Genomic DNA, 23,725 nt, shown 5'->3' on the forward strand with positions numbered 1-23,725 from the left:
TGAACGTAAGTTCAGGCTTTTTTGTTGTCTGTGATACACGCCAGTGCACAGCGTTGGCCGAGCTGATAGCGAGTACACAATCCCGACGAACTGCGCCCCGAAAAAATAGCCGCCAGGCGGGCAGCGACGACGATAATCTACAAAGCAGCCGCCGCTGTTGCCGATGTCAACTGCCTCTTCTGGCCCTTCCCTCGATCGTGGCAGCCCCACACTGGTGTGGGGCTGCCACAGGGCGTTTTTAGTGCATTTTCAGGCGCGGGCGGAGCACCCGGTTAATGCCCCCAACCAACATCATCAGGCCGGTTTTGATATAGCCATGCAGCGCTACCTGGTGCATGCGGTACAGCGAAATGTAGATGAAACGCGCAATGCGCCCTTCCACCATCATAGAACCACGCATCAGGTTGCCCATCAGGCTACCGACAGTGCTGAAACGCGAAAGTGACACCAACGAACCGTGATCTTTGTACACATAAGGCTTCAGCGTCTGCCCGTTCATCAGCGCCAAAATGTTGGTAAAGCAGCGTGAAGCCATCTGATGTGCCGACTGAGCGCGCGGTGGCACAAAGCCGCCTCCCTCTTTCGGGCAGGAGGCACAGTCACCGATGGCAAAAATGTGAGGATCGCGCGTGGTCTGCAACGTTGGCTCAACCAGCAACTGGTTGAGGCGGTTGGTTTCCAAACCACCGATATCCTTCATAAAGTCCGGCACCTTGATGCCCGCCGCCCACACCATCAGATCAGCATCGATAAACTCGCCACCCTGAGTGTTCAACCCACTGGCGTTTACGCTGGTAACCATGGTGTGAGTCAACACGCGTACACCAAGTTTGCTCAGTTCCAAATGAGCAGCAGCGGAAATGCGCGGTGGCAGCGCTGGCAAAATACGCTCACCAGCTTCTACCAACGTCACATTCAGCGCACTGTTGTCCAGGCTTTCAAAGCCATAGCTGTGTAGCTGTTTCACTGTATTGTACAGTTCGGCAGACAACTCAACGCCAGTAGCGCCGCCGCCAACGATGGCAATATTTACCCGCTTTTTCTGCCCTGGGTACGCCGAATACTTCAGGAACAAATTAAGCATTTCATTATGGAAACGCCGCGCCTGATGCGGATTATCCAAGAAGATACAGTGATCTTTCACCCCCGGTGTGCCAAAATCGTTCGAGGTGCTGCCCAGCGCTATCACCAGAATGTCGTAAGTCAATTCGCGCGATGGTACCAGTTCACCCCCCTGCTCATCGCAAATACGTGCCAGTTGCAGCGTTTGCGTCTCGCGGTTGATGTTAGTCAGCGTACCTTGCTGGAAGCTGAAATGATGGTTGTGCGCATGCGCCAGGTAACTCAGCGCATCGACGCCGTCATCAAGTGAACCGGTGGCGACTTCATGTAGCAGCGGCTTCCACAGATGGCTGTGGCTGCGATCCACCAATGTGATCGCCGCTTTTCTCTTGTGGCCAAGCTTATTCCCCAAGCGGGTCGCTAGCTCAAGACCGCCAGCACCACCACCAACAATGACGATTTTCTTCTTTGGCGTTGTCAAAATACCCCCTAAATGTGAACCAACCGTTATCCGTAAGTGAATGGAAAATATCCTTACAATACATAGGGTTCACCTGTAATAAACCGATTCTTTAGCGCCAGAATAACATGTGAGGTTATTTGGTCATACCAAAATTGACCTACATCAATTTTTTTGGTTAAAGGCTCGACGCGAGGCTTTTTAGGGATTTTAATTCAATAAGTTAGCATAGAGTTACTCTACATGGCTCTACCCAGCTACTCGCCAATATTGTACTTTATGAGAATAACAGCCGCAGATTATCCCGATAAAAAGCAATAATTGCGGTTCCAAAGCTGTTATGAAGTTGTTAACTCCGCGCTTGATGACTACCGCCGCCGCTCTAAGCATCGCTGCGCTAGCCTCATGACAGTATCCTGAATTCGCGCAGTTTATGTTCCTCCCAGCGTGCACTGAGCGTAACCAGTGCCTTGTGTGCCTGCTGCCAACGTGCCGAGTCACGCAGTTCCTGGCGGGTGAACTGACCACGGTGATATAATCGTTTTACTTTCTCTGCTTTGACTGGGGAAAGGTTATCCAGCACGCTGACCGCACCAGCGCGGTTGTTGCACACCAAGATCATGTCACAACCAGCATCCAGAGCTGCCTGACCGCGTTCGGCATAGCTACCCATGATAGCCGCCCCAGCCATTGACAGGTCATCAGAGAAAATAACCCCATCGAACCCCAGTTCCTGCCGCAGAATTTGCTTCAGCCAGTAAGGTGAACCGCTGGCTGGACGTGGATCGGCTTCAGTGTAGATGACGTGTGCCGGCATGACCGCATCCAGCAGTTGCCGGTTGATCAGTGTGCGGAAAATCGCCATGTCATGTTCACGGATCTGCGCTAATGGCCGCAGATCGCGCGGGGTTTCTTTGTGCGAGTCGGTGCTGACACCGCCATGGCCTGGGAAGTGTTTTCCGGTGGTTTTCATCCCAGCACTGCGCATACCCTGGATAAAGTACTCGGCCATTGCCAGCGCTTGCTGCGGATCGCTGTGGAACGCGCGTTCACCGATGGCGGCGCTGCCGTGGCCAATATCCAGCACCGGCGCAAAACTGATATCGATGTCCTGGGCGATCATTTCTGCCGCCATCAGCCAGCCCGCTTCTTGCGCTAAGTGACGACCCTGCTGCGCATCTTGCATCACAGCGAACGATTGCGCCGCTGGCAAGCGGGTAAAACCTTCATGGAAGCGCTGCACGCGTCCGCCTTCCTGATCCACCGCCACCACCAGCCTATCCTGCGATGCCACGCGGATCTGGCGCACCAGTTCGCGCAACTGGTGCGCGTCGTGAAAGTTACGGGTAAATAGGATCAACCCGCCAACCAGCGGGTGTGTTAAAATCTCACGTTCTTCTGCATCCAGCTCATAGCTGGCAATATCTAGCATTACCGGACCCACGGCCACCTCACTTCATTATTTGATTTGCTTCACTCAGAACCTGGGGATGATCAACAAAAGCGCTGGCGCAGCACTGCCCCCCAATGCAAAAATTCAGCATCGCCGCTCTGCTGCCAGCGCGCTTCAAACCACATCAGCATCAGGTAGTCCACCCACGGTAACCAACACTGCACTTGGGCGTGCAACCGGGCCTCATCCGGGTAGCCATGCTGCGCATAGTGCTGTAGAAAACACTGCTGCTGAACGCTAGCCCAATCATTGCTGCGAAACAGCGCGGCGATATCCAGCGCAACATCGCCATCGGCAGCGTACTCCCAGTCGATCAGCCGCAGCCCGGCGGCACTGGTGATCAGGTTACCTGGGTGAATATCCATATGAAGCGGGGCCAGTTGCAGTGGCGTTGGCGGTGTTATCCGCAAAAAATGCTGCTGACAACGCAGCCAGGCTGGGGTAAGACGCCGTTTGTCCAACTGCTGCCAATAGCTGACGAACTGTCGTTGCAAGTTCAGGCGGTAGCCACTGAGCGGCCTTCGATGCAATCCCGCTGCCATCGCTGCCAGTTCACCACATTGATTTAGGGCGTCGAACCCCTCATTTGTGACACTCTTCCCGGTAAGCCATTCGACGATAATCCAATGATTACTCTGGGCTAAAACCTGCGGCCCTAATCCCGTACCACAACGGCGCAGCAGCCGCGCCTCCCGTTTGCGGCTGACACCCAATGCGCCTTTCTCCGCAGTTTGTTGGCGCGCCAACATGCTGATACCCTCCCCGTCGATACGCCAACTTTCACCCGTCAGACCCTGCACTGGGCTAAAATGACAACCGGCGGTATTCACCGCCGGCAACCGGGTATTCAACAATTGTCGCAGCTCAGCTTCAAAGTTCAACGGTGTCATTACCCGACCAAACGATTTCGCCGGTTTGCACCAACATCAGTTGCATATCCAGCGTCGGTGATTTTACATCGCCGCTGAAGTCGCTGTACAACACGTACTGTGCGTTAACGATGCGCGCCAGGCCGATGGCCTTACTGCGCGAGCCAAAGCTGTCCTCCGAGGATAAGCCCAGCGCCTGTCTGGCACTCGTCAGCCGCGCTTCCGGCACCACACTGAAAATGGAGTTGGACTCCAGCGCTGTATGCAGCGCGGATGTCGCTTTCGCCGTTTGCAATGCGCCATTGGTGTTGTTCTTCATACTGTCTACCAACAACAGGCTGCCAGCGGTAACCCCTTTGGCCTCCAGCATCTGGTTCACCAACGGCTGTAGGCTGCGGAACCAGTCAAACGGCTGTATTTTGGGCGGCTGCGGCACCACTTCACGGGCCGACTGCTGAGGTTGTTCCTTCGTGTCCGGTAGCGTAACCGATTCGACGGTATCTGGCGGTTGAAGGCGCGACAAACAACCACTCAAGGTTAATGCGGCCAACGCCACCGATAAATACTTTTTCATTATTATTCCTTTCCAAGCCAGCCTACAAAAACAGCTATCGATGCGCGCATTTAGCATCCAGGTTACCGTTCAGAAAAGCGTGACAACATCGGCCCCAGCGAGTGGCCGCCAACCAAATGCATATGAATATGATAGACCTCCTGACCAGCATGGCGATTGCAGTTGAGGATCAGGCGGTAGCCATCTTCAGCCACCCCTTCCTGTTCGGCAATTTTCGCCGCAGCGGTGATCATTCTGCCCAGCGCCGCTTCATGCTCAACGGTCACATCATTGACAGTAGGGATCAGTACATTCGGCACGATCAAAATATGGGTTGGAGCCTGGGGTGAGATATCACGGAAAGCAGTAACCAGTTCGTCTTGGTAAACCACATCAGCGGGGATTTCGCGGCGGATAATTTTACTGAAAATCGTTTCTTCAGCCATTTGGGCGTTCCTTGGTTTAAACAGTAAGCTGTATGAGTGACAAATTCTACTGCTTTTAACCTGCATGCGCACTTTCCGCATTGGATGATGCTAAGATCACACAACCTGGCGCACTATGCCTGTTATTGCTTTACCTAGCCCCCAACAAGGGTCAGGCTGAAAGCTATTTTACCAGGTATGAATTTGATAATCTGTGCTCTTTGCATTAATTTAGGGGGCAGACCTCCAGCTTCGCAGCAGCCACCCGATTTATGTTCAAAGGACGCCTTACCATGGTAACCCGCACGCTAGATAGTCCCGCCCGCCCAGTTCTGGCCGGAATGCCGGATGAAGCTGAACACGCACTGCGCTTCATTCGCGCCCGTAAAGCGCAATCCCATGCGTTATTCGAAGATTATGTCGAGCTGATCGCCGATCTGTTGCAGACTACGCGAGAAGCCAGAACTACCGATATCGCCCGCCGCTTTGGTGTCTCTCACCCTACGGCGATCAAGAACATCGCGCGGCTTAAAAGCGCCGGCCTAGTGGAATCGCGTCCCTATCGCGGGGTGTTTCTGACTGAGGAAGGCGAACGGTTGGCACATAAGGTACGCCGTCGCCATCGGATAGTGGTTGACCTGTTAGTCTGTCTGGGAGTGCCGACGAACACCGCCGAGTTGGACAGCGAAGGGATTGAACATCACATTTCTGACGCCACTTTGGCTGTGTTTGAGCAGTTCCTGCGAAAAAACACGGCGAAGTGATCCCGAAATAAGCAGTAGCTGGCTGGGGGCTTTTAGAAGCCAAATATCTTCACTTCCTGTATCTATCCCCTGTTTTCTACGTGACATTACGCGGTGTGCTATGCGGGTTTACCTACCTCGGGAGAAAAAATGCCGATCCCCCTTAAGTGATCGGCATTAGGCTTTCGCTTCCCTTTAAATTCCCTTGTCTAACTCAGTGATTACGGATGTATTCGTCCATATCGGTTTTCAGGTTGTCAGACTTGGTGCCGAAGATAGCCTGAACGCCAGAGCCGGCGACAACAACGCCAGCGGCACCCAATTTCTTCAGGGTAGCCTGGTCAACCTTGGCGATGTCGGCCACGCTGACGCGCAGGCGGGTGATACAGGCATCCAGGTTAGTGATATTCTCTTTACCGCCGAAAGCCTCAACCAAGGCGGCAGACATTTCAGAGCCGCCCTGCGTATCCTGCTCAGCAGCAGTGTCTTCACGGCCTGGGGTTTTCAGGTTCAGCTTGGTGATCAGCACACGGAAGAGAGTGTAGTACACCAGCCCGTAGAGGATGCCGACGAGGGGGAACAACCAGATTTTACTGCTGTTTCCGCTCAGAACGATAAAGTCGATCAACCCGTGTGAGAAGCTGGTGCCGTCACGCATGCCTAACAAAATGCATATTGGGAACGCCAGACCCGCCAAGATAGCGTGGCTCACATACAGGATCGGCGCAACGAACATGAAAGAGAATTCGATCGGTTCGGTGATGCCGGTCAGGAATGAGGTCAACGCAGCAGAGATCATGATACCGCCGACTTTAGCGCGGTTTTCCGGTTTGGCTGAATGCCAGATAGCGATGGCCGCCGCAGGTAAACCATACATTTTAAACAGGAAGCCGCCGGACAGTTTCCCCGCAGTCGGGTCACCCGCCATGTAACGTGGGATGTCACCGTGAAATACCTGACCCGCTGCATTGGTGAACTCGCCAATTTGCATCTGGAAAGGCACGTTCCAGATATGGTGCAGACCGAACGGCACCAGCGAACGCTCAACCACACCGTAGAGGCCAAAGGCCACTACCGGGTTCTGATAAGCTGCCCACCGGGAAAACGTCTGGATAGCAGTACCGATGGGTGGCCAGATGAAAGACAGCGCGATGCCCAGCACGATAGCCGCCAGGCCAGAGATGATCGGCACAAACCGCTTACCCGCAAAGAAGCCCAGATACTCCGGCAGTTGGATGCGGAAGAAGCGGTTAAACATGTAAGCAGCGATGGCACCAGAGATAATCCCGCCGAGTACGCCGGTATCGGCCAAATGTTTGGTTGCAATCTCTTCGGCTGTTAGGTGTAGCAGCAAGGGTGCAACCACTGCCATGGTTTTCACCATGATGCCGTAAGCTACCACCGCCGCCAGTGCGGAGACGCCATCGTTATTAGTGAAACCTAGGGCAACACCAATCGCGAAAATTAACGGCATGTTGGCGAAAACAGATCCACCCGCTTCCGCCATCACATGAGAGACTACCATAGGTAACCAACTAAAGTTGGCGGAACCGACGCCCAGCAGGATACCTGCGATAGGCAATACTGACACTGGCAGCATTAGCGATTTACCTATTTTTTGCAGGTTTGCAAATGCGTTCTTGAACATAAATGAGTGTGCTCCTGAGTAATAATACTTTGCTACTTTTTGGCGATTATTCGCGTTGCAAGGGGGAGAAAACCCCGCAACTTAGGATGTCTGAGCACCCATGAATTTATTATTTAGAGTAAAATAAATGCCCTACGTAATGTTTGCTGGTAATCACATTTCAATAATAGCAAAGGAAGCAATTTTTAAAATCGCCTGTTTTTTATCATAAAAGGCGATAAAATAATCACTAAATGCCTTTAAATGGGTGAAAATATTACCCGTTTCGTCGATTAATTACGAGCTTAAAAATTATGTCAACGATGACTACTCAGCCCAGATCAAAGTTTGATGTGAAATAAGCGTGAAAAATTGTTGGTGGTGGCTTCAGCCAAGTTTTCCAGGCTAATGCCCTTCAGTACCGCCATATATTCAGCCACATCGCGCACATAGGCGGGTTGGTTTTCTTTACCCCGATGCGGCACCGGGGCCAGATACGGCGAGTCAGTTTCCACCAGTATGCGATCCAGCGGCACATAACGCGCCACCTCACGCAATTGCTCGGCGTTACGGAAGGTCACGATGCCAGAGAAAGAAATGTAGAAGCCGAGATCCAACAGCACTTCTGCGGTGGCGCGATCCTCGGTGAAACAGTGCAGCACCCCGCCACAGTCCTGCGCATTTTCTTCACGCAAAATCGCCAATGTGTCGGCGCGCGCATCACGGGTATGCACGATCAGCGGTTTGTCCAGATCTCGGCCAATGTGAATATGCTCGCGGAACGATGCCTGTTGCAGCTCAAGGTTGTCTTTCTGGTAGAAGTAATCCAGCCCCGTCTCCCCCAACGCGACCACTTGTGCCGCCGCTGCCAGGCGGCGCAGTTCGCCGTAATCGTAGCCATCTTCCAGGTTCAGCGGGTGTACGCCACAGGAGAAGGCCACATCATCGCGCGCACCAATCAACTGGGTCATAGCCTGATAGCCCGGCAACGTAGTGGCAACCGCCAGCACGTATCCGACATCGCGCACTTTGGCCTTGGCCAGCGCGTCATCCACATTTTGGTGCAGGGTTTGATAATCCAGGCAGTCAAGGTGACAATGAGAATCAACTAACAACATAATGTTTAACTCTTTTGCTTTACAGCGAATGAAGCGGGGAATAACTGGCAGCGCTTAGCATTTGCTCCCAGCCCAGTAATTGTTCGGTCAATAGCAGTTCGCGGTTAACGCCAACCACGCTGAGCAACTGATGGCGGCAGATCAACCATTGTTGCACGATTTGCGGCAACGAAATGCCGCTCAGCCGACTGGCCAGTTGATGCACCAACGGCTGCTGATCCTGATTGAGTACATGGCTCGGTGCACCTTGCTGCCATTTCATCGCATCCACCAACAGAGCGCACAACCAATGTAGACGCTCCCCCACATCCAGGTGACTGAGCACTGGCAACAGCGACAGCATATCATGCTGCGGCAAGGCAGCGCTCAACGCGCTACACAGGGCACTGCGCTGTTGCCAGCGCTCCGGTTGCAGCAATTGTTCAGCAGCGATTGGCGCGCCGTCGTGCAGGCGCAGCGCAGTAAGGTGTTCGATCGGGTTACCTGCTGCGTGACGGCTTAGCCACTGCATGCTCAGTTGCTCATCCGGGCTGGCCAAATGCCAATACAGGCAGCGGCTGCGTAGCGTCGCCAACAATCGCGAAGGCTCGCGGCAACCCAGTAGAAAATAGGTTTTTTCCGGCGGCTCTTCCAATGTCTTCAGCAGCGCGTTGGCCGCCGCTTCGGTCAATAGCTCGGCCTGGGAGAGCCAGATCACCTTGGCCCCTCCTTGCTGTGCATGGGAATAGAGCCTCTCGATCACCTGACGGATCGGTTCGATACCTACACTGTTTTTGCCTTTTTCCGGCACCAGCAGATGGTAGTCCGGGTGGTTACCCGCCAGCATCAGCCGGCAACTATGACATTCACCGCAGATCTTCTCACCGTTACGCTGCTGGCAGAGCAACCAGCGGCTCAACGCGTAAGCTAGCGTATCGTCGCCATTGCCTGCGGCAGCATGCAACAGCAACGCATGATGGCCGCGCCCAGTGGCATAGTGCACAACCAACTGGTGATAGGGGATGTTCAGCCACGGATACTTCATTACACGCCTTCCTGCTGTTGCAGCCAGCGGCTGACGCAGGCACGGATAGAGGCGGTAACCTGCTCCAGCGGTTGTGTAGCGTCAAGCGTAACAATCGATTCATCTTGCGCTGCCAACGCCAAATAGCGTGCGCGCGTACGTGTGAAGAACGGCAATACCTCTTGTTCAATGCGATCCAGTGCGCCGCGCGCCTGAGCACGTTGCAGCCCAATCAGCGGCGGCAGATCCAAATAGAGAGTGAGATCCGGGCGGAAGCTCCCCAACACGGCATCGCGCAGTGAGAGCATCAGTTGCGGATCTGTGCCACGCCCACCGCCCTGATAAGCCTGTGACGACAGATCGTGACGATCACCCACCACCCATGCACCGCGTTCCAACGCCGGCTTGATAACGGTTTCCACCAACTGCACACGGGCAGCGTACAGCATCAGCACTTCCGCCTTGATGGTCGGCAGTTCGTTACCCACTCCACGTTTGAACAGATCGCGCAATTTCTCCGCTAGCGGCGTGCCACCTGGCTCACGCGTAAAGACGATATTGTTGACACCATGCTCTCGCAACACACTGGCTACGGTGTCACGCGCGGTGGTTTTGCCTGCTCCTTCCAATCCTTCGATAACAACGAATTTACTTTTCATTCTTTTCCTTTAACCCCCGACGGTAGGCACGCACCGCCTGGTTATGGCTCGCCAGGTTAGTGGTAAACGTATGACCCCCCTTACCGTCGGCGACAAAGTATAAGTAAGGTGTCTTGGCCGGGTTGGCGGCGGCTTTCAGCGCGGCTTCGCCCGGCATAGCGATCGGGGTAGATGGCAGGCCAGCAATCACATAGGTGTTATACGCGGTGCTGGCTTCCAGATCCTTGTGGGTAATACGGCCATTATAGCTATCGCCCATGCCGTAGATTACCGTGGGATCGGTCTGCAAGCGCATGCCAATACGCAGCCGGTTAACAAACACCGAGGCCACTTTGCTACGCTCTTGCGGCAGCGCCGTTTCTTTTTCGATGATCGACGCCAAGGTCAGTAGATCAGTTGGTGTTTTATACGGCAGGCTGGTGTCGCGTTCATCCCACGCAGCTTGCAGCACTTTGTTCATACGTAGGTGAGCACGCTTCAGCAAGTCGATGTCACTCATGCCGGCGGTATACCGATAGGTATCCGGGTAAAACTGCCCCTCCGGGTTGCCACCCTGTGGCATGCCTAACGCAACGGCAATCTGTGCGTCGCTTTTACCCGCCAGCGTATGCTGCAAATATTTCGACTGTTGCAGCACTTGCAGCCAGTCGCGCAGGCGTGAGCCTTCAATAAAGCGCACGGTGAACTGAGCTTCTTTGCCGCTGGTCAACAACTGTAGCATCTGGCGCACCGTCATGCCTGGGGTAAAACGATAAGTGCCGGCCTTAAATTCCGCCAGCTCCGGCTCCACCCACAGTAGCCATGGGAACCATCTGCCGCTGTGCACCAGTTGGTCACGCATCAATAACCCCGCCAGCGCCACGCGCCCGCTGCCAACCGGTAACTTGAATATCGTTTCCTGCTCGATGGCCAGCGGCGTATCGGCAAAGCGTTCAATCTTCTGGTAGCCCCAGAACATCAGAGCCAAGGCCAGAGCAATAATAATGGACAGGATCTTTAGCTTTCTTTTCTTCATCAATCAGCCGTGATTAACAATGTGGGCGTAAAAAATCATACAGTTGGCGTGAATGGTAACGCCATGATTGCACTGAATTAACCGGTAACAACGGCATCAGCGCATTGCTCACCAGCACTTCATCGGCATCGGCCAGCGCTTCTAGTGGCTCGCTAACATAATGCAGGCTATATTCCGTGCCCATCAGTAGTTCGATCACGCGCCGCCGCATCAGACCGGCCACGCCCGACTGACTTAGATCCGGCGTAAATACGGCTCTTCCCTTGCGCCAGAACAAATTAGCCGTACAGCATTCCACCAGCATACCGGCAGTGTCAAGCACCAGCGCCTCGTCGGCTACCGTCTGGTCAAGATGCGCGCGGATCAGCACTTGCTCCAAACGGTTAAGGTGCTTCAAGCCCGCCAGCAGCGGATTGCGCGCCAGTGGCACTGGGCTAAGTGCCAGACTAATGCCCTGCTTGCGCCACTGTTGATAATGTGCAGGGTAGCTGCTGCGTGCCACAAGGCGCGTGGGGTTTTCACACCCTGCTGGGCTATAGCCGCGCCCGCCGCTGCCACGCGTTAGTATCGCTTTGATCACGCCGAGTGGGAGAGGTTTGGCCGCATGCACCATCTCCTGTTCAAAGGCAACCCAGTCGGTCGTGGGCAACATCAGCCGATGTGCAGCTTGTTGCAGGCGTTCGATATGCCAGGGCAGCATATCGACCTTACCACCCGTTACCCGAGCGGTAGTGAAACAACCATCGCCAAACTGCAAACCGCGATCGCTCGGTGCCAAAGCGTGATGTCGCTGCCCGTTTATCCAGTACATAAACTTTCCCCAGCCACGTTGGTTTTCACAAAAGAATATCAGGCACGTGTCGTATTAGCAGCAACATGCCGGCTGACACGTGCAGATTTCCGGCTGACAGCTCATAAACGGATGTGGGCTTTTTTACTGGATATCATGTTCAAGCATAAAAAAATCCGGGGCCAAAGTGATGACTCCGGATTGTCTCTGACTGGCGAAACCCTCAAGCACGTATAAACGATCAACGTTAGGGCCAAAAATAGGCTTCCGATAGGTTACCAACAGCGTGATTACATTCTGCGGAAGATCAGCGAACCATTGGTGCCACCAAAACCGAAGGAGTTACACAGCGTATACTGCATATCACTTACCTGTCGCGCTTCATTTGGCACAAAGTCAAGATCACACTTTTCATCCGGGTTATCCAGGTTGATGGTTGGCGGTACGGCCTGATCACGCAGCGCCAAAACGGTAATGATCGATTCGACCGCACCCGCCGCCCCTAATAGATGGCCGGTCATCGATTTGGTCGAACTGACCATCACTCGTTGCGCATCAAGGCCAAAAACGGACTTCACCGCCTGTGTTTCAGCCTGGTCACCGGCCGGAGTCGAAGTACCGTGCGCGTTGATGTAACCAATTTGTGACGTGGTCACGCCAGCATCGATCAGGGCATTTTTCATCGCCAACGCGGCACCTGCACCATTTTCCGGTGGCGAGGTCATGTGGTAGGCATCGCTGCTCATACCAAAACCGAGCACTTCAGCGTAGATCTGCGCGCCGCGTCTTTTTGCATGCTCATATTCTTCCAGCACCATCATGCCGGCACCATCGCCAAGCACGAAACCATCACGGTCTTTATCCCAGGGGCGGCTGGCCGCCTGTGGGTTCTCGTTACGGGTAGACAACGCGCGCGCTGCACCAAAGCCGCCAATCCCCAATGGGGTACTGGCTTTCTCTGCCCCACCTGCCAGCATCACGTCTGCATCATTATAAGCAATGATACGCGCGGCATGGCCGATGTTATGCACACCTGAGGTACAAGCGGTGGCGATGGAAATACTGGGGCCACGCATGCCGTACATAATTGTCAGGTGGCCTGCAATCATGTTCACGATGGTAGATGGTACGAAAAACGGGCTGATTTTTCGTGGGCCACCCTCAGCCAGTGAATTGTAATTTTCTTCTATCAAACCCAGGCCACCAATGCCGGAACCAATAGCGGCCCCGATGCGGCTGGCATTAGCCTCGGTGATCTCCAGTCCCGCATCTTGCATAGCCTGCATGCCAGCAGCGATGCCGTACTGGATAAAGGCATCCATCTTGCGCGCAACTTTGCGGGAGATGAAATCCTCTGAATTAAAATGCTTTACCAAGCCAGCAAATTTGGTCGCATAGGCGGTGGTATCGAAATGGTCGATCAGGCTGATGCCACTCTGACCGGCAAGAAGAGCGTTCCATGTAGACTCTACCGTATTGCCGACAGGAGACAACATGCCCAGTCCGGTCACAACTACTCGACGCTTAGACACGTTTGTCCTCCAAGGAGGGAAAATATGATACTAAGGATAGAAAAAACTTAGGCGGTCGAATGACCGCCTAGAGATGTTCTCTTATCTTACTGCTGGCTAGAGTTGTTGATGAAATCAATAGCTGCCTGAACAGTAGTGATCTTCTCAGCCTCTTCGTCTGGAATCTCAGTGTCGAATTCTTCTTCCAGTGCCATTACCAACTCAACGGTGTCAAGAGAATCCGCGCCTAGATCTTCAACGAAAGAAGCGTTGTTTAACACTTCTTCCTGTTTAACACCCAATTGCTCAACAATGATTTTCTTAACGCGTTCTTCGATAGTGCTCATACTCTTAAATTTCCTATCAAAACTCGCTTTCGCGATGGTTTTCGTAGTGTATAAAATGTTGGAAAAGATGCAACTCAATCCCGGCTGGTCAAACCACGATTTTACGCTATTTTGCGGTTTTTATCCCAAATAACGCAAATGGTTTTCGCATTTTTTAAATCATGTACATGCCGCCATTGACATGTAACGTTTCACCGGTGATATAGCCAGCCTCATCAGAGGCTAAAAATGCAACAGCGCTGGCAATTTCTTGTGCATCGCCCAGCCGATTGGCTGGAACTGATGACAAAATGCCTGCCCGTTGATCGTCTGTCAACGCCCGTGTCATGTCCGTCTCAATAAAGCCAGGAGCCACGACGTTGACGGTAATACCTCGTGATGCGACTTCACGCGCTAAAGACTTGCTAAAACCGATCAAACCAGCTTTTGCCGCCGCGTAATTAGCTTGCCCTGCGTTCCCCATGCTGCCTACAACGGAGCCTATGGTGATAACACGGCCAAACCGCTTTTTCATCATAGCTCTCATTACCGCTTTTGATAGGCGGAATACTGAAGTCAGATTGGTGTTTATGATATCCTGCCATTCATCGTCTCTCATGCGCATTAGCAAACTATCGCGCGTAATACCGGCATTATTCACTAAAATATCGATTTCGCCGAATTCAGCATAAATAGCGGCCAGCACGCTATCGATAGATTGCGTATCAACCACGTTCAACATCAACCCTTTGCCGTTTGCCCCTAAATAGCTGCTGATAGCCTCAGCACCGCTTTCACTGGTCGCTGTACCGATCACTTTGGCACCGCGTGCCACAAACGCTTCTGCAATAGCCCGGCCAATACCACGACTTGCACCAGTGACCAGAACAACTTTACCGTCGAAATTCATCATGTTCCTCTTTAATTATTGTTCAAGCGCCGCTGACAAACTGGCGGGGTCGTTTACCGCCGCTGCTGGCAGGATGTCAACAATACGTTTAGTCAGACCGCTCAGAACCTTACCAGGGCCAGCTTCCAGCAGTCGCGTCACTCCTTGTGATGCGATAAATTCTACGCTCTCACTCCAGCGCACCGGGCTGTAAAGTTGACGCACCAGCGCACTACGGATCGCTTCAGGATCGTTCTCGATGCGTACATCGACATTATTCACTACTGGCAGCCGTGGAACGTTGAAGGCGACATCATGCAGCGCCACCGCCAACTTATTGGCCGCTGGCATCATCAGCGCACAGTGCGATGGCACGCTCACCGGCAGCGGCAGCACACGTTTGGCTCCAGCAGCTTTACAGGCGATACCTGCACGCTCAACCGCTTCTTTGTGGCCAGCGATCACCACCTGGCCTGGCGAGTTAAAGTTGACCGGGGAAACTACCTGCCCCTGAGCGGATGCTTCGCAGGCTTGAGCGATCGCTGCGTTGTCCAGGCCGATGATAGCGTACATAGCGCCAGTGCCTTCTGGCACCGCTTCCTGCATCAACTTACCACGCAGTTCCACCAGACGGATCGCCGCTTCAAAATCCAACACGCCAGCGCAGACCAGCGCCGAGTATTCACCCAGGCTGTGGCCAGCCATCAGCATTGGCACTTTACCACCCTGCTGCTGCCAGATGCGGAAGATCGCCACCGAGGCGGCCAGTAATGCTGGCTGTGTGTGCCAGGTTTTGTTCAGTGCCTCCGCTGGGCCTTGCTGCACCAATTGCCACAAGTCGTACCTTAGAACAGCCGAGGCTTCGCCGAAGGTTTCTTCAACGATCGGAAATTGTGCAGCCAACTCGGCCAACATGCCAAGGCTCTGTGACCCCTGGCCTGGGAAAACAAAAGCAAATTGCGTCATTTTTTCTTTTATTCCTGTCAAATCAGAATCGAACCAACGCCGACCCCCAAGTAAAGCCGCTACCAAAGGCTTCCAACAGTAGCAAATGGCCACGCTGAATTCGCCCGTCGCGCACTGCTTCATCCAATGCTATCGGAACTGAAGCAGCACTGGTGTTGCCATGACGTTCTAGCGTCACCACCACCTTATCCATGCTCATGTCCAGTTTTTTTGCCGTAGCATTGATAATGCGTAGGTTGGCCTGATGTGGCACCAGCCAGTCCAGCGCACTGCGTTCCAGATTATTGGCCTGTAACGTCTCATCGACAATATTTGACAGTTCGTTAACTGCAACCTTGAATACTTCGTTACCCGTCATGGTGACATAGGCCGGTTTGTCCTGATCCTGACGATCTTTAAACGGCAAGGTCAGCATGCCGCTATAGCTGCCATCGGCATGCAGGTGGGTTGACATGATGCCCGGCTTTTCAGATGCGCCCAGTAGCACTGCACCCGCACCATCACCGAACAGGATAAGGGTACCACGATCTTCAGGGTTCAATGTCTGTGACAGAACATCTGCGCCAATCACCAGCGCATGCTTCACCGCGCCATTTTTCACGTACTGATCGGCCACGCTGAGCGCGTAGGTAAAGCCAGCACAAGCTGCTGCCAGATCGAACGCGGCGCACGCCTTGATGCCCAGCATTTGCTGTATCAGGCAAGCGGCACTAGGAAATGCGTAGGTTGAGGTGGTAGTCGCCACCACGATCAGTCCGATGTCCTCTTTCGCTACACCCGCCATTTCCAGCGCTTCTTCAGCCGCTTGGAAACCCATCGTCACTACGGTTTCATCAGCGGCGGCGATACGCCGCTCACGAATACCGGTGCGCGTGACGATCCACTCGTCAGAGGTATCCACCATTTTTTCCAGATCAGCATTGGTGCGCACTTTTACGGGTAAATAACTCCCCGTACCGAGAATCTTTGTATACATGTACGATCAGTCACTCTTAGGTAATACAGCTTCAAGGCGCGCAGCAATCCTTTCAGGGACTTGCCGCTGCACCGCCTGCACAGCCTGTTCGATTGCGGCTGCAAACGCGTGAAGGTTCGCAGCGCCGTGGCTTTTAATTACGGTGCTGTGCAATCCTAACAGACATGCGCCATTATACTGGTCGGGGTTCAGGTGACCGAACCGCTTTACCACCCATGCTTGCAACCAACGGCTCAACCATTTTAACCACCACGTTTGCTTGCCACCGTCTTTGGATGATTTCAGCAGTGATAAGAATACTCTTACTACTCCTTCCATGGTTTTCAGAGTGACATTACCTACAAAGCCATCGCAGATCATCACATCGGTTTTACCGGTGAGCAGATCGTTCCCTTCAAGATAACCAATATAATTGATTGTCGGCGTATTCTTTAATATGGCGGCAGCGGCACGGATATGATCCAGACCTTTGGTTTCTTCTTCACCAATATTCAGCAACGCTACACGGGGTTGCGCGATACCAACGACTTCTTCCGCCATCACTGCCCCCATCACCGCGAACTGCACCAGCATAGTGCTATCGCATTCGATGTTGGCCCCCAAATCCAGCACCACAGTTTTGCTGCGCAACTGGTTAGGTATCACTGTCATTAACGCCGGACGCTCAATGCCCTCCAGCGGCTTGATCAACAACTTCGCTAGTCCCATTAGCGCCCCGGTGTTGCCCGCGCTGACACAGCCCTGCACTTTGCCGTCGTTAATCAGCTCTAACGCGATACGCATTGATGTACCACGGCTGGCACGTATCGCTTGTGAAGGTTTGGCATCACCAGCAATCACTGACTCAGCGGGTATAACTTGCAATCGCGCCAGAAGAACCGGATCAGCTTTGGCAAGCAAGGGGGAGAGAGCGTCGGGATTGCCGACCAGTAGAAGGTGAAGCTGTACATTAGAGGCCAGTACCTGCAATGCAGCGGGCACTGTAACACGGGGACCGAAGTCCCCACCCATGGTATCTAACGCCAAGGTTAGACGAGTCAAGGTACTGCTACTTTAGCTTAGCCGATAACCTTGCGACCACGGTAGAAACCGTCGGCAGTGATGTGATGACGACGATGAGTCTCACCAGAAGTTGCATCGACAGACAACGTGGTGGTAGTCAGTGCATCGTGTGAACGGCGCATGCCACGTTTAGAACGGGTTGGTTTATTCTGTTGTACGGCCATAGACCTTACTCCTCAATTACTTACGCTTTAAGCTGGCTAGTACGGCAAACGGATTTGGTTTTTCCACCTCTATAGGCAGTTTACCAAATACCCTCTCCGCTTCGGACACTTCACAGTGTTCAGATTCATGTAACGGAACCACAGGCAGTGAAAGAATAATTTCATCTTCAATCATTGCCAACAGATCGACTTCACCAAATTCGTCAACTTCGATCGGTTCGTAGCTTTCCGGCAATGCTTCAGCCTGTTCATCATTGATGACCGGGCTAAAACAATATGTTGTGTGAACATGATGTGCAAATGGGATACCACAGCGTTGGCACATCAGGGTTACCTGGAGGTTCACCTGCCCTGTTATCACCGCGAGGCGTTGGTTATCGATATCAAACGACAACACTCCCTCGACATCACTATCCACACTGACCACAGAGTCGGCAACACGCGTAACCTGCTCAGGCGCATAGACACCTACGTAGTCCAAGCGTTTCTGAGCGGTACGTACTGCATCAATGGTCAAGGGTAATTTTACCTTTTGCATAGGGCGCGCATATTAACGTTGTAGCGAAGTAGAGTCAAAGAAAAAGGCCGCAAAACGTCACCTTTAATACCAATATTCGCTTTCACCATGGCCAACAGTTTAAAATACCGTACTTAGAGCCTATCCCAGTAGGCGTAGTTTGTTGCAGCCAGTTTGGACAGGGAAAGCGCAACATCTGGCGCGTACATGGCGTACGTGAGGAGGGTGAGCACTGCCAGAGCCAAAATGGCAAATAAAATAGCCTAATGGGATAGGGGCTGATTTCACACTATGGTTAGTAAAAAATCATGCTTAAGATACTTCTAGCTTCCACGTCACCCTATCGAAAAATACTGCTGGAAAAGCTGCAACTGGCTTTCTCCTGCGCCGCAGCGGAAGTGGATGAAACGCCACTGGCCGATGAAACCGCCGAGGCGCTGGTGCTCAGGCTGGCGACAGCAAAAGCTCAGGCACTGGCCAGCGCCTATCCCAACCACCTGATTATCGGTTGCGATCAGGTCTGCGTGATTGACGGAAAAATTACCGGCAAGCCGCACAGTGCCGAAAACGCATGCACCCAATTGCGCCAGGCCAGCGGCCAAATCGTCACCTTTTATACTGGTCTGGCTCTGTACAATAGCCGCAGCAGGCATTTGCAGGTGCTGTGCGAACCGTTTCAGGTTTATTTCCGCACGCTGAGCGAAGCGGAGATTAGCGCCTACGTAAGCCTGGAGCAGCCACTGAATTGCGCCGGCAGCTTTAAAAGTGAAGGATTGGGGATTGCCCTGTTCGATAGACTAGAAGGCCGCGATCCTAATGCGCTGGTTGGCCTGCCGCTGATTGCGTTGCTCGCTATGCTGCGGGCTGAAGGCGTCAACCCGCTAGCCTGACCGGTTTATTGGGCTGTCTGACGGCGCAACCTCTGCAAACATTGGCGCAGCGCCCCATCCATCGGTGCTTCAATGCGCACGGTTTCACCGGTGGCAGGATGCTCGAAGTGCAGCGCCGCCGCATGCAGGAACAAACGCTTGAGGCCGGTGCCAAGCAGTTGCCGATCAAACTCGCGATCACCATAGCGATCATCAAAAGCGATCGGGTGCCCAGCATGTAGCGCATGCACGCGGATTTGATGGGTGCGCCCAGTAATCGGACTGGCTTTAACCAGCGTGGCGAACTCGTAACGTGCTTCCACTTTAAAGCGCGTTTCCGAGGACTTGCCTTCACTGCTAACGCGCACGATACGTTCACCGCTGTGCAAAATGTTTTTCAGCAATGGTGCCTGCACCACCTTGCAGTGGGACTGCCACTGGCCGCGCACCAGCGCCAGATAGTCCTTTTGCATTCCTTTCATCCGTAGTTGCTCATGCAGCGACCTTAGCGCCGAACGCTTCTTGGCTACCAGCAGCACGCCGGAAGTATTACGATCCAAACGGTGCACCAGTTCCAGGAAACGGGCTTCTGGCCGCAGCGCGCGCAGCCCTTCAATGACGCCAAAGCTCAGGCCGCTACCGCCATGCACCGCCGTACCAGAGGGTTTGTTCAGGATCAGCAGGTGGTCGTCTTCATACAAAATGCAGTTGGCCAGTGCAACCACTTTATCCAGTTTGGCGGATACCGGCACCACTTCCCGCTCAGCTATGCGCACCGGCGGTACGCGCACCAGATCGCCCGCAGCCAACTTGTACTCAGCCTTGATACGCCTTTTATTTACGCGCACCTCACCTTTGCGCACGATGCGGTAAATCATGCTCTTCGGCACACCTTTCAGGCGAGCGAGCAAAAAGTTGTCGATTCTCTGACCGGCTTCGTCGTCAGAAATCGTGATTACTTGTACTGCCGGATTGTTGATTTTCATGGTACGGAATTCTAAATAGAGCGCGTTAATAGCGCCACATCTTTTTCTGTGCTTAACTGTCTCTCTAGATGGCGGGTGAAACCCCGGCGGCAAATAAGCAAGACAGTATGCCGATTTGAACGTTTGCGATTTCCCCCACCGTTGGAAAAGTCACCTTGCTATAACGGCATCAGCAATGGAATAATGTAGTTTCTTTCCGCGTTGATTCTGGTTACAGGAAAAAGGTGGAATTATGGATTTGTCTGATCGCGCAACACGCAGCAATGGCGTAAGACGTAATGCGAAATCACACAATTAGCGGGCTGCGGGTTGTAGCTTGGGCGGCAAATGGAATCAGGTCTGTCAACGTTAATCAGAAGCTATTCCCCAAGTAAAATTGCTGTCTTCACAAAGAAATATCGGCTTACCGAAATAATGCGCCCTTATGCAGGCGACAACCGTGAGGTTGACGGCTTTGCAAGAAAATTTGGGGTTTTCGGTTCTGATCCGGCCATGTGGTTATTTTGCCCGCAGCTTTGTCGATAATGTAAAAATAACGAGTAAGTTAAGATGAAAAGAATGTTGATTAACGCAACTCAGCGGGAAGAGTTGCGTGTTGCTCTCGTAGATGGACAACGGCTGTATGACTTGGATATCGAGAGTCCAGGCTATGAACAGAAAAAAGCGAATATTTACAAAGGCAAAATCACCCGCATTGAACCAAGTCTTGAAGCAGCATTCGTGGATTACGGTGCAGAACGTCATGGTTTCCTTCCGCTTAAAGAAATTGCCCGCGAATACTTCCCCAGTAACTATTCTTCCCATGGTCGTCCAAACATCAAAGATGCGTTGCGCGAAGGCCAAGAAGTCATCGTTCAGATAGACAAAGAAGAGCGCGGCAACAAAGGCGCAGCCTTAACTACCTTCATTAGCTTGGCAGGCAGTTACTTGGTGCTAATGCCGAACAACCCGCGCGCCGGTGGTATTTCCCGCCGTATTGAGGGTGATGACCGTACCGAACTGAAAGAGGCGCTTTCCTCCTTGCAACTGCCGGATGGTATGGGTTTGATCGTTCGCACTGCTGGTGTTGGTAAATCCGCTGATGCGCTGCAATGGGATCTCTCCTTCCGTTTGAAGCATTGGGAAGCCATCAAGAAAGCTGCCGAAGGCCGCTCTGCGCCGTTTTTGATCCATCAGGAAAGCAACGTGATCGTGCGCGCATTCCGCGATTACCTGCGCCCGGACATCGGCGAAATATTGATAGACAACCCGAAAATTCTCGATCTGGCCAAAGAGCACATTTCAGCGCTGGGTCGCCCGGATTTCAGCAGCAAAATCAAATTGTATAGCGGTGAAATTCCTCTTTTTAGTCACTACCAGATCGAATCACAAATTGAATCAGCTTTCCAACGTGAAGTGCGCCTACCCTCCGGCGGTTCGATCGTTATCGACAGCACTGAAGCGCTGACTGCTATCGACATCAACTCCGCACGTGCTACCCGTGGCGGCGACATCGAAGAAACCGCGTTTAATACCAATTTGGAAGCGGCAGACGAAATTGCCCGCCAGTTGCGTCTGCGCGACCTCGGTGGACTGATCGTCATCGACTTTATTGATATGACCCCAGTGCGCCACCAACGTGAAGTTGAAAACCGCCTGCGTGACGCAGTGCGCCAAGACCGCGCACGCATCCAGATTGGCCGCATTTCCCGCTTCGGGCTGCTTGAAATGTCGCGTCAGCGTCTTAGCCCGTCGCTGGGCGAATCCAGCCATCACGTCTGCCCGCGCTGTAACGGAACCGGCACTGTCCGTGATAACGAATCGCTGGCGCTGTCCATCCTGCGTTTGATTGAAGAAGAGGCACTGAAGGAAAATACCAAAGAAGTTCACGCCATCGTACCCGTTCAGGTTGCCTCTTACCTGCTGAACGAAAAGCGTGATTCGGTCAGCGCGATCGAAAAATGCCAGGCTGGCGTGAAAGCGATCATCGTGCCAAATGATCAAATGCAGACACCACATTACTCGGTATTGCGCGTACGCAAGGGGGAAGAAACCCCTACTCTCAGCTACCTGCTACCGAAACTGCATGAAGAAGAAATGATGCAACTGCTTGAAGATGCATCGGCTGAGCGCAAACGCCCGGAACAGCCAGCGTTGGCGACCTTCTCATTGGCTGCTGACAACCCATTGCCTACCGAGGAACCCGTGATTACCCAATCGGCAGCCGCCATCGCTGTTGCCAAGCCGGGTCTGTTAAACCGCCTGTTCGGTGGCTTGAAGGCGTTACTCGCCTCTGAAGAGCATCCCGCAGCTATCGAAACCAAACTAGCTGAAGCGCCGCAGGCAGAAAACAACGTTGAAAACCGTCGCCCACAGCGTCGCAGCCGGCAGGGTTCTGGTCGCAAAGAGCGCGCTGAAGGCCGTGACAGACGCGAAAATCGTGAACCGCGCGAGTCTGGCGAGGAACCGCGCCGCAATCAGCCGCAAAACATACCGGTTGTCGAAGAGCCTGTATCTGATGAAGTTGCCAAGGGCCTACGTGATGAGCAACAACAACGTCGTGAACAACGTGCAGAACGTCAGCGTCGCCGCCAGGAAGAGAAGCGTCAGGTTCAGCAGGAAGTAAAAGCGCAGGAAAGCACTGCTGTCGATAACGGTGAGGCACCGGCAGACAAACGGCAGACGCAAAACATGCAGCGCCGTCAGCGCCGTCCCTTGACGCAGAACGTCCGCCTACTGTCCTCTGAGGAAGAATTGGATCGCGCGGCGGAAGAACTGCTGGCACCAAAAGCACCGGTTGCCAAAATTGAAGAGGCTCAGCAGGCAAGCGTAGAAGACAGCGTTAAACTGCTGCCGAAAACCATGGCTGCTCAGGTGGAAGATGATGCCCAGGGCGATAACCGTAGCAATAACGAAAACGGCATGCCGCGCCGCTCACGACGCTCACCGCGCCACTTGCGCGTCAGCGGTCAACGTCGTCGACGTTACCGTGATGAACGTTACCCGCTGCAATCGCCCATGCCATTGGCCGGGGCTTTCGCTTCACCGGAGCTAGCATCAGGCAAAGTTTGTGTAGGCTACCCGGTTGCTCAGGCAGCGCAGACGAAAGAAACTGAAGTTAAGGCCAATGCCCACCAGACCACGCAAGACAATGTGCTAACGTCAGCAGAGGTCAAAGTATCTGTGAGCGATGACGCCGTTGAACCGCAAACCATCAATGTTGAAAAAACCACCTCTGGGGTTGCAGCCGCATCCATAGTGCAATCAACTACCGTTGCCGTAATTGCAACTGAGGCAGCCCCCGCCGTAGCAGGGGTTGCAGAAGTGCAGACATCCGAGCCAATGATAGCCAGCGAAAAAGCCCCAGCAGAGATGGAAACGCCAATGCAGAAAGCTGCGGTTCCGGTCACTGCCGAACCGGCTTCAGCGCTGCAACAACAGCCTCCGGTGAAAGTCGTGCCAAATACACCGTGTCAGCATATTGCTAGTGCACCGATGACCAAAGCTCCTGCGTTGGCTTATCTGCCAGAAGAACGCAAGCACAGCGACTGGCAGAGACCTTCCTTCAGTTTCACAGGCAAAGGTACTGCTGGTGGGCATGCGGCAGTGAACCAGGCTATGTCACCGGCCGCCAAACCGCAGCCGATTAACGACTAAAGTTAGCCCGTTTGATAAAAAACGGCCATTTAAAGTGATCCGCTCT

At 53.3% G+C, this 23,725-nt stretch carries 23 protein-coding genes; 3 read left to right on the top strand and 20 right to left on the bottom strand.

The window, feature by feature from the left end; genetic code table 11:
* Positions 1-238 precede the first annotated feature (238 nt).
* From SYMBAF_RS06830 to hinT, 5 genes are all read right to left on the bottom strand, one after another.
* A complete protein-coding gene (locus SYMBAF_RS06830) occupies positions 239-1,543 on the bottom strand; it encodes an NAD(P)/FAD-dependent oxidoreductase (protein ID WP_040265772.1) in 1,305 nt (434 codons plus the stop codon).
* Between the two features lie 382 nt (positions 1,544-1,925).
* Positions 1,926-2,954: a beta-N-acetylhexosaminidase gene (gene nagZ, locus SYMBAF_RS06835; protein ID WP_040266252.1), complete on the bottom strand. Its 1,029-nt coding sequence runs from the start codon at positions 2,952-2,954 to the stop codon at positions 1,926-1,928.
* Positions 2,955-3,016: 62 nt separating this feature from the next.
* The gene (locus SYMBAF_RS06840; protein WP_040265771.1) at positions 3,017-3,865 is read right to left on the bottom strand and encodes a phosphotransferase; all 849 of its coding nucleotides are present in this window, start codon (positions 3,863-3,865) and stop codon (positions 3,017-3,019) included.
* Positions 3,846-4,418 carry a penicillin-binding protein activator LpoB gene (lpoB, locus tag SYMBAF_RS06845; RefSeq protein WP_040265769.1) on the bottom strand — a complete coding sequence of 191 codons (573 nt, stop codon included), beginning with the start codon at positions 4,416-4,418 and terminating at the stop codon, positions 3,846-3,848. Before lpoB ends, SYMBAF_RS06840 begins: the two co-directional genes overlap by 20 nt.
* Before the next feature lie 62 nt (positions 4,419-4,480).
* The gene (gene hinT, locus SYMBAF_RS06850) at positions 4,481-4,843 is read right to left on the bottom strand and encodes a purine nucleoside phosphoramidase (RefSeq protein WP_040265767.1); all 363 of its coding nucleotides are present in this window, start codon (positions 4,841-4,843) and stop codon (positions 4,481-4,483) included.
* A 272-nt stretch (positions 4,844-5,115) separates the two neighbouring features.
* On the opposite strand from hinT, the gene mntR reads away from it, so the two are divergent.
* Positions 5,116-5,586 carry a manganese-binding transcriptional regulator MntR gene (mntR, locus tag SYMBAF_RS06855; RefSeq protein WP_040266250.1) on the top strand — a complete coding sequence of 157 codons (471 nt, stop codon included), beginning with the start codon at positions 5,116-5,118 and terminating at the stop codon, positions 5,584-5,586.
* A gap of 193 nt (positions 5,587-5,779) precedes the next feature.
* Here the strand turns inward: mntR and ptsG are convergent, their stop codons facing one another.
* The 14 genes from ptsG to yceD all read right to left on the bottom strand — a co-directional run bounded on the left by ptsG (position 5,780) and on the right by yceD (position 18,209).
* Positions 5,780-7,213, bottom strand: a complete 1,434-nt coding sequence (gene ptsG, locus SYMBAF_RS06860) for a PTS glucose transporter subunit IIBC (protein ID WP_040265766.1) — start codon at positions 7,211-7,213, stop codon at positions 5,780-5,782.
* A 320-nt stretch (positions 7,214-7,533) separates the two neighbouring features.
* A complete protein-coding gene (locus tag SYMBAF_RS06865) occupies positions 7,534-8,310 on the bottom strand; it encodes a metal-dependent hydrolase (RefSeq protein WP_040265764.1) in 777 nt (258 codons plus the stop codon).
* A 19-nt stretch (positions 8,311-8,329) separates the two neighbouring features.
* Positions 8,330-9,334, bottom strand: a complete 1,005-nt coding sequence (holB, locus tag SYMBAF_RS06870; protein WP_040265762.1) for a DNA polymerase III subunit delta' — start codon at positions 9,332-9,334, stop codon at positions 8,330-8,332.
* Complete coding sequence (gene tmk / locus SYMBAF_RS06875; protein ID WP_040265756.1) at positions 9,334-9,972, bottom strand: dTMP kinase; 639 nt, start codon at positions 9,970-9,972, stop codon at positions 9,334-9,336. Before tmk ends, holB begins: the two co-directional genes overlap by 1 nt.
* Positions 9,962-10,987, bottom strand: a complete 1,026-nt coding sequence (gene mltG, locus SYMBAF_RS06880; protein ID WP_040265755.1) for an endolytic transglycosylase MltG — start codon at positions 10,985-10,987, stop codon at positions 9,962-9,964. The genes tmk and mltG overlap by 11 nt, the downstream gene beginning before the upstream one ends.
* A gap of 13 nt (positions 10,988-11,000) precedes the next feature.
* Positions 11,001-11,798 (bottom strand): aminodeoxychorismate lyase, encoded by a 798-nt coding sequence (gene pabC, locus SYMBAF_RS06885; RefSeq protein ID WP_040265754.1) that lies wholly within the window; start codon positions 11,796-11,798, stop codon positions 11,001-11,003.
* Between the two features lie 269 nt (positions 11,799-12,067).
* Positions 12,068-13,309, bottom strand: coding sequence for a beta-ketoacyl-ACP synthase II (gene fabF, locus SYMBAF_RS06890; protein WP_040265753.1), 1,242 nt, complete (start codon positions 13,307-13,309; stop codon positions 12,068-12,070).
* A gap of 86 nt (positions 13,310-13,395) precedes the next feature.
* Complete coding sequence (acpP, locus tag SYMBAF_RS06895) at positions 13,396-13,635, bottom strand: acyl carrier protein (protein ID WP_006708008.1); 240 nt, start codon at positions 13,633-13,635, stop codon at positions 13,396-13,398.
* Between the two features lie 154 nt (positions 13,636-13,789).
* A complete protein-coding gene (gene fabG / locus SYMBAF_RS06900; RefSeq protein WP_006708009.1) occupies positions 13,790-14,524 on the bottom strand; it encodes a 3-oxoacyl-ACP reductase FabG in 735 nt (244 codons plus the stop codon).
* 15 nt (positions 14,525-14,539) lie between these two features.
* Positions 14,540-15,469, bottom strand: coding sequence for an ACP S-malonyltransferase (gene fabD / locus SYMBAF_RS06905; RefSeq protein ID WP_040265751.1), 930 nt, complete (start codon positions 15,467-15,469; stop codon positions 14,540-14,542).
* 22 nt (positions 15,470-15,491) lie between these two features.
* A complete protein-coding gene (locus tag SYMBAF_RS06910) occupies positions 15,492-16,445 on the bottom strand; it encodes a beta-ketoacyl-ACP synthase III (RefSeq protein WP_040265750.1) in 954 nt (317 codons plus the stop codon).
* 6 nt (positions 16,446-16,451) lie between these two features.
* The gene (plsX, locus tag SYMBAF_RS06915) at positions 16,452-17,486 is read right to left on the bottom strand and encodes a phosphate acyltransferase PlsX (RefSeq protein ID WP_082026993.1); all 1,035 of its coding nucleotides are present in this window, start codon (positions 17,484-17,486) and stop codon (positions 16,452-16,454) included.
* A gap of 17 nt (positions 17,487-17,503) precedes the next feature.
* Positions 17,504-17,671 (bottom strand): 50S ribosomal protein L32, encoded by a 168-nt coding sequence (gene rpmF, locus SYMBAF_RS06920; protein ID WP_004943042.1) that lies wholly within the window; start codon positions 17,669-17,671, stop codon positions 17,504-17,506.
* Positions 17,672-17,687: 16 nt separating this feature from the next.
* Positions 17,688-18,209 carry a 23S rRNA accumulation protein YceD gene (gene yceD / locus SYMBAF_RS06925; protein ID WP_040265747.1) on the bottom strand — a complete coding sequence of 174 codons (522 nt, stop codon included), beginning with the start codon at positions 18,207-18,209 and terminating at the stop codon, positions 17,688-17,690.
* A gap of 287 nt (positions 18,210-18,496) precedes the next feature.
* Between yceD and SYMBAF_RS06930 the strand changes: the two genes are divergently transcribed.
* On the top strand, positions 18,497-19,078 hold the full coding sequence (locus tag SYMBAF_RS06930) for a Maf family protein (protein ID WP_052447820.1): 582 nt from the start codon (positions 18,497-18,499) through the stop codon (positions 19,076-19,078).
* A gap of 5 nt (positions 19,079-19,083) precedes the next feature.
* Here the strand turns inward: SYMBAF_RS06930 and rluC are convergent, their stop codons facing one another.
* Complete coding sequence (gene rluC, locus SYMBAF_RS06935) at positions 19,084-20,043, bottom strand: 23S rRNA pseudouridine(955/2504/2580) synthase RluC (protein WP_040265746.1); 960 nt, start codon at positions 20,041-20,043, stop codon at positions 19,084-19,086.
* A gap of 549 nt (positions 20,044-20,592) precedes the next feature.
* Between rluC and rne the strand changes: the two genes are divergently transcribed.
* The gene (rne, locus tag SYMBAF_RS06940) at positions 20,593-23,679 is read left to right on the top strand and encodes a ribonuclease E (protein WP_040265744.1); all 3,087 of its coding nucleotides are present in this window, start codon (positions 20,593-20,595) and stop codon (positions 23,677-23,679) included.
* Positions 23,680-23,725: the final 46 nt, after the last annotated feature.

The organism is Serratia symbiotica, assembly GCF_000821185.2.
In the GTDB taxonomy this organism is placed as follows: domain Bacteria; phylum Pseudomonadota; class Gammaproteobacteria; order Enterobacterales; family Enterobacteriaceae; genus Serratia; species Serratia symbiotica.

What these genes read in the sequence shown, in the direction of transcription:
- nagZ (WP_040266252.1), bottom strand. Translation starts at nt 2,954, where the DNA reads ATGCTAGATATTGCCAGCTATGAGCTGGATGCAGAAGAACGTGAGATT.
- SYMBAF_RS06840 (WP_040265771.1), bottom strand. Translation starts at nt 3,865, where the DNA reads ATGACACCGTTGAACTTTGAAGCTGAGCTGCGACAATTGTTGAATACC.
- lpoB (WP_040265769.1), bottom strand. Translation starts at nt 4,418, where the DNA reads ATGAAAAAGTATTTATCGGTGGCGTTGGCCGCATTAACCTTGAGTGGT.
- hinT (WP_040265767.1), bottom strand. Translation starts at nt 4,843, where the DNA reads ATGGCTGAAGAAACGATTTTCAGTAAAATTATCCGCCGCGAAATCCCC.
- mntR (WP_040266250.1), top strand. Translation starts at nt 5,116, where the DNA reads ATGGTAACCCGCACGCTAGATAGTCCCGCCCGCCCAGTTCTGGCCGGA.
- ptsG (WP_040265766.1), bottom strand. Translation starts at nt 7,213, where the DNA reads ATGTTCAAGAACGCATTTGCAAACCTGCAAAAAATAGGTAAATCGCTA.
- SYMBAF_RS06865 (WP_040265764.1), bottom strand. Translation starts at nt 8,310, where the DNA reads ATGTTGTTAGTTGATTCTCATTGTCACCTTGACTGCCTGGATTATCAA.
- holB (WP_040265762.1), bottom strand. Translation starts at nt 9,334, where the DNA reads ATGAAGTATCCGTGGCTGAACATCCCCTATCACCAGTTGGTTGTGCAC.
- tmk (WP_040265756.1), bottom strand. Translation starts at nt 9,972, where the DNA reads ATGAAAAGTAAATTCGTTGTTATCGAAGGATTGGAAGGAGCAGGCAAA.
- mltG (WP_040265755.1), bottom strand. Translation starts at nt 10,987, where the DNA reads ATGAAGAAAAGAAAGCTAAAGATCCTGTCCATTATTATTGCTCTGGCC.
- pabC (WP_040265754.1), bottom strand. Translation starts at nt 11,798, where the DNA reads ATGTACTGGATAAACGGGCAGCGACATCACGCTTTGGCACCGAGCGAT.
- acpP (WP_006708008.1), bottom strand. Translation starts at nt 13,635, where the DNA reads ATGAGCACTATCGAAGAACGCGTTAAGAAAATCATTGTTGAGCAATTG.
- fabG (WP_006708009.1), bottom strand. Translation starts at nt 14,524, where the DNA reads ATGAATTTCGACGGTAAAGTTGTTCTGGTCACTGGTGCAAGTCGTGGT.
- fabD (WP_040265751.1), bottom strand. Translation starts at nt 15,469, where the DNA reads ATGACGCAATTTGCTTTTGTTTTCCCAGGCCAGGGGTCACAGAGCCTT.
- SYMBAF_RS06910 (WP_040265750.1), bottom strand. Translation starts at nt 16,445, where the DNA reads ATGTATACAAAGATTCTCGGTACGGGGAGTTATTTACCCGTAAAAGTG.
- rpmF (WP_004943042.1), bottom strand. Translation starts at nt 17,671, where the DNA reads ATGGCCGTACAACAGAATAAACCAACCCGTTCTAAACGTGGCATGCGC.
- yceD (WP_040265747.1), bottom strand. Translation starts at nt 18,209, where the DNA reads ATGCAAAAGGTAAAATTACCCTTGACCATTGATGCAGTACGTACCGCT.
- SYMBAF_RS06930 (WP_052447820.1), top strand. Translation starts at nt 18,497, where the DNA reads ATGCTTAAGATACTTCTAGCTTCCACGTCACCCTATCGAAAAATACTG.
- rluC (WP_040265746.1), bottom strand. Translation starts at nt 20,043, where the DNA reads ATGAAAATCAACAATCCGGCAGTACAAGTAATCACGATTTCTGACGAC.
- rne (WP_040265744.1), top strand. Translation starts at nt 20,593, where the DNA reads ATGAAAAGAATGTTGATTAACGCAACTCAGCGGGAAGAGTTGCGTGTT.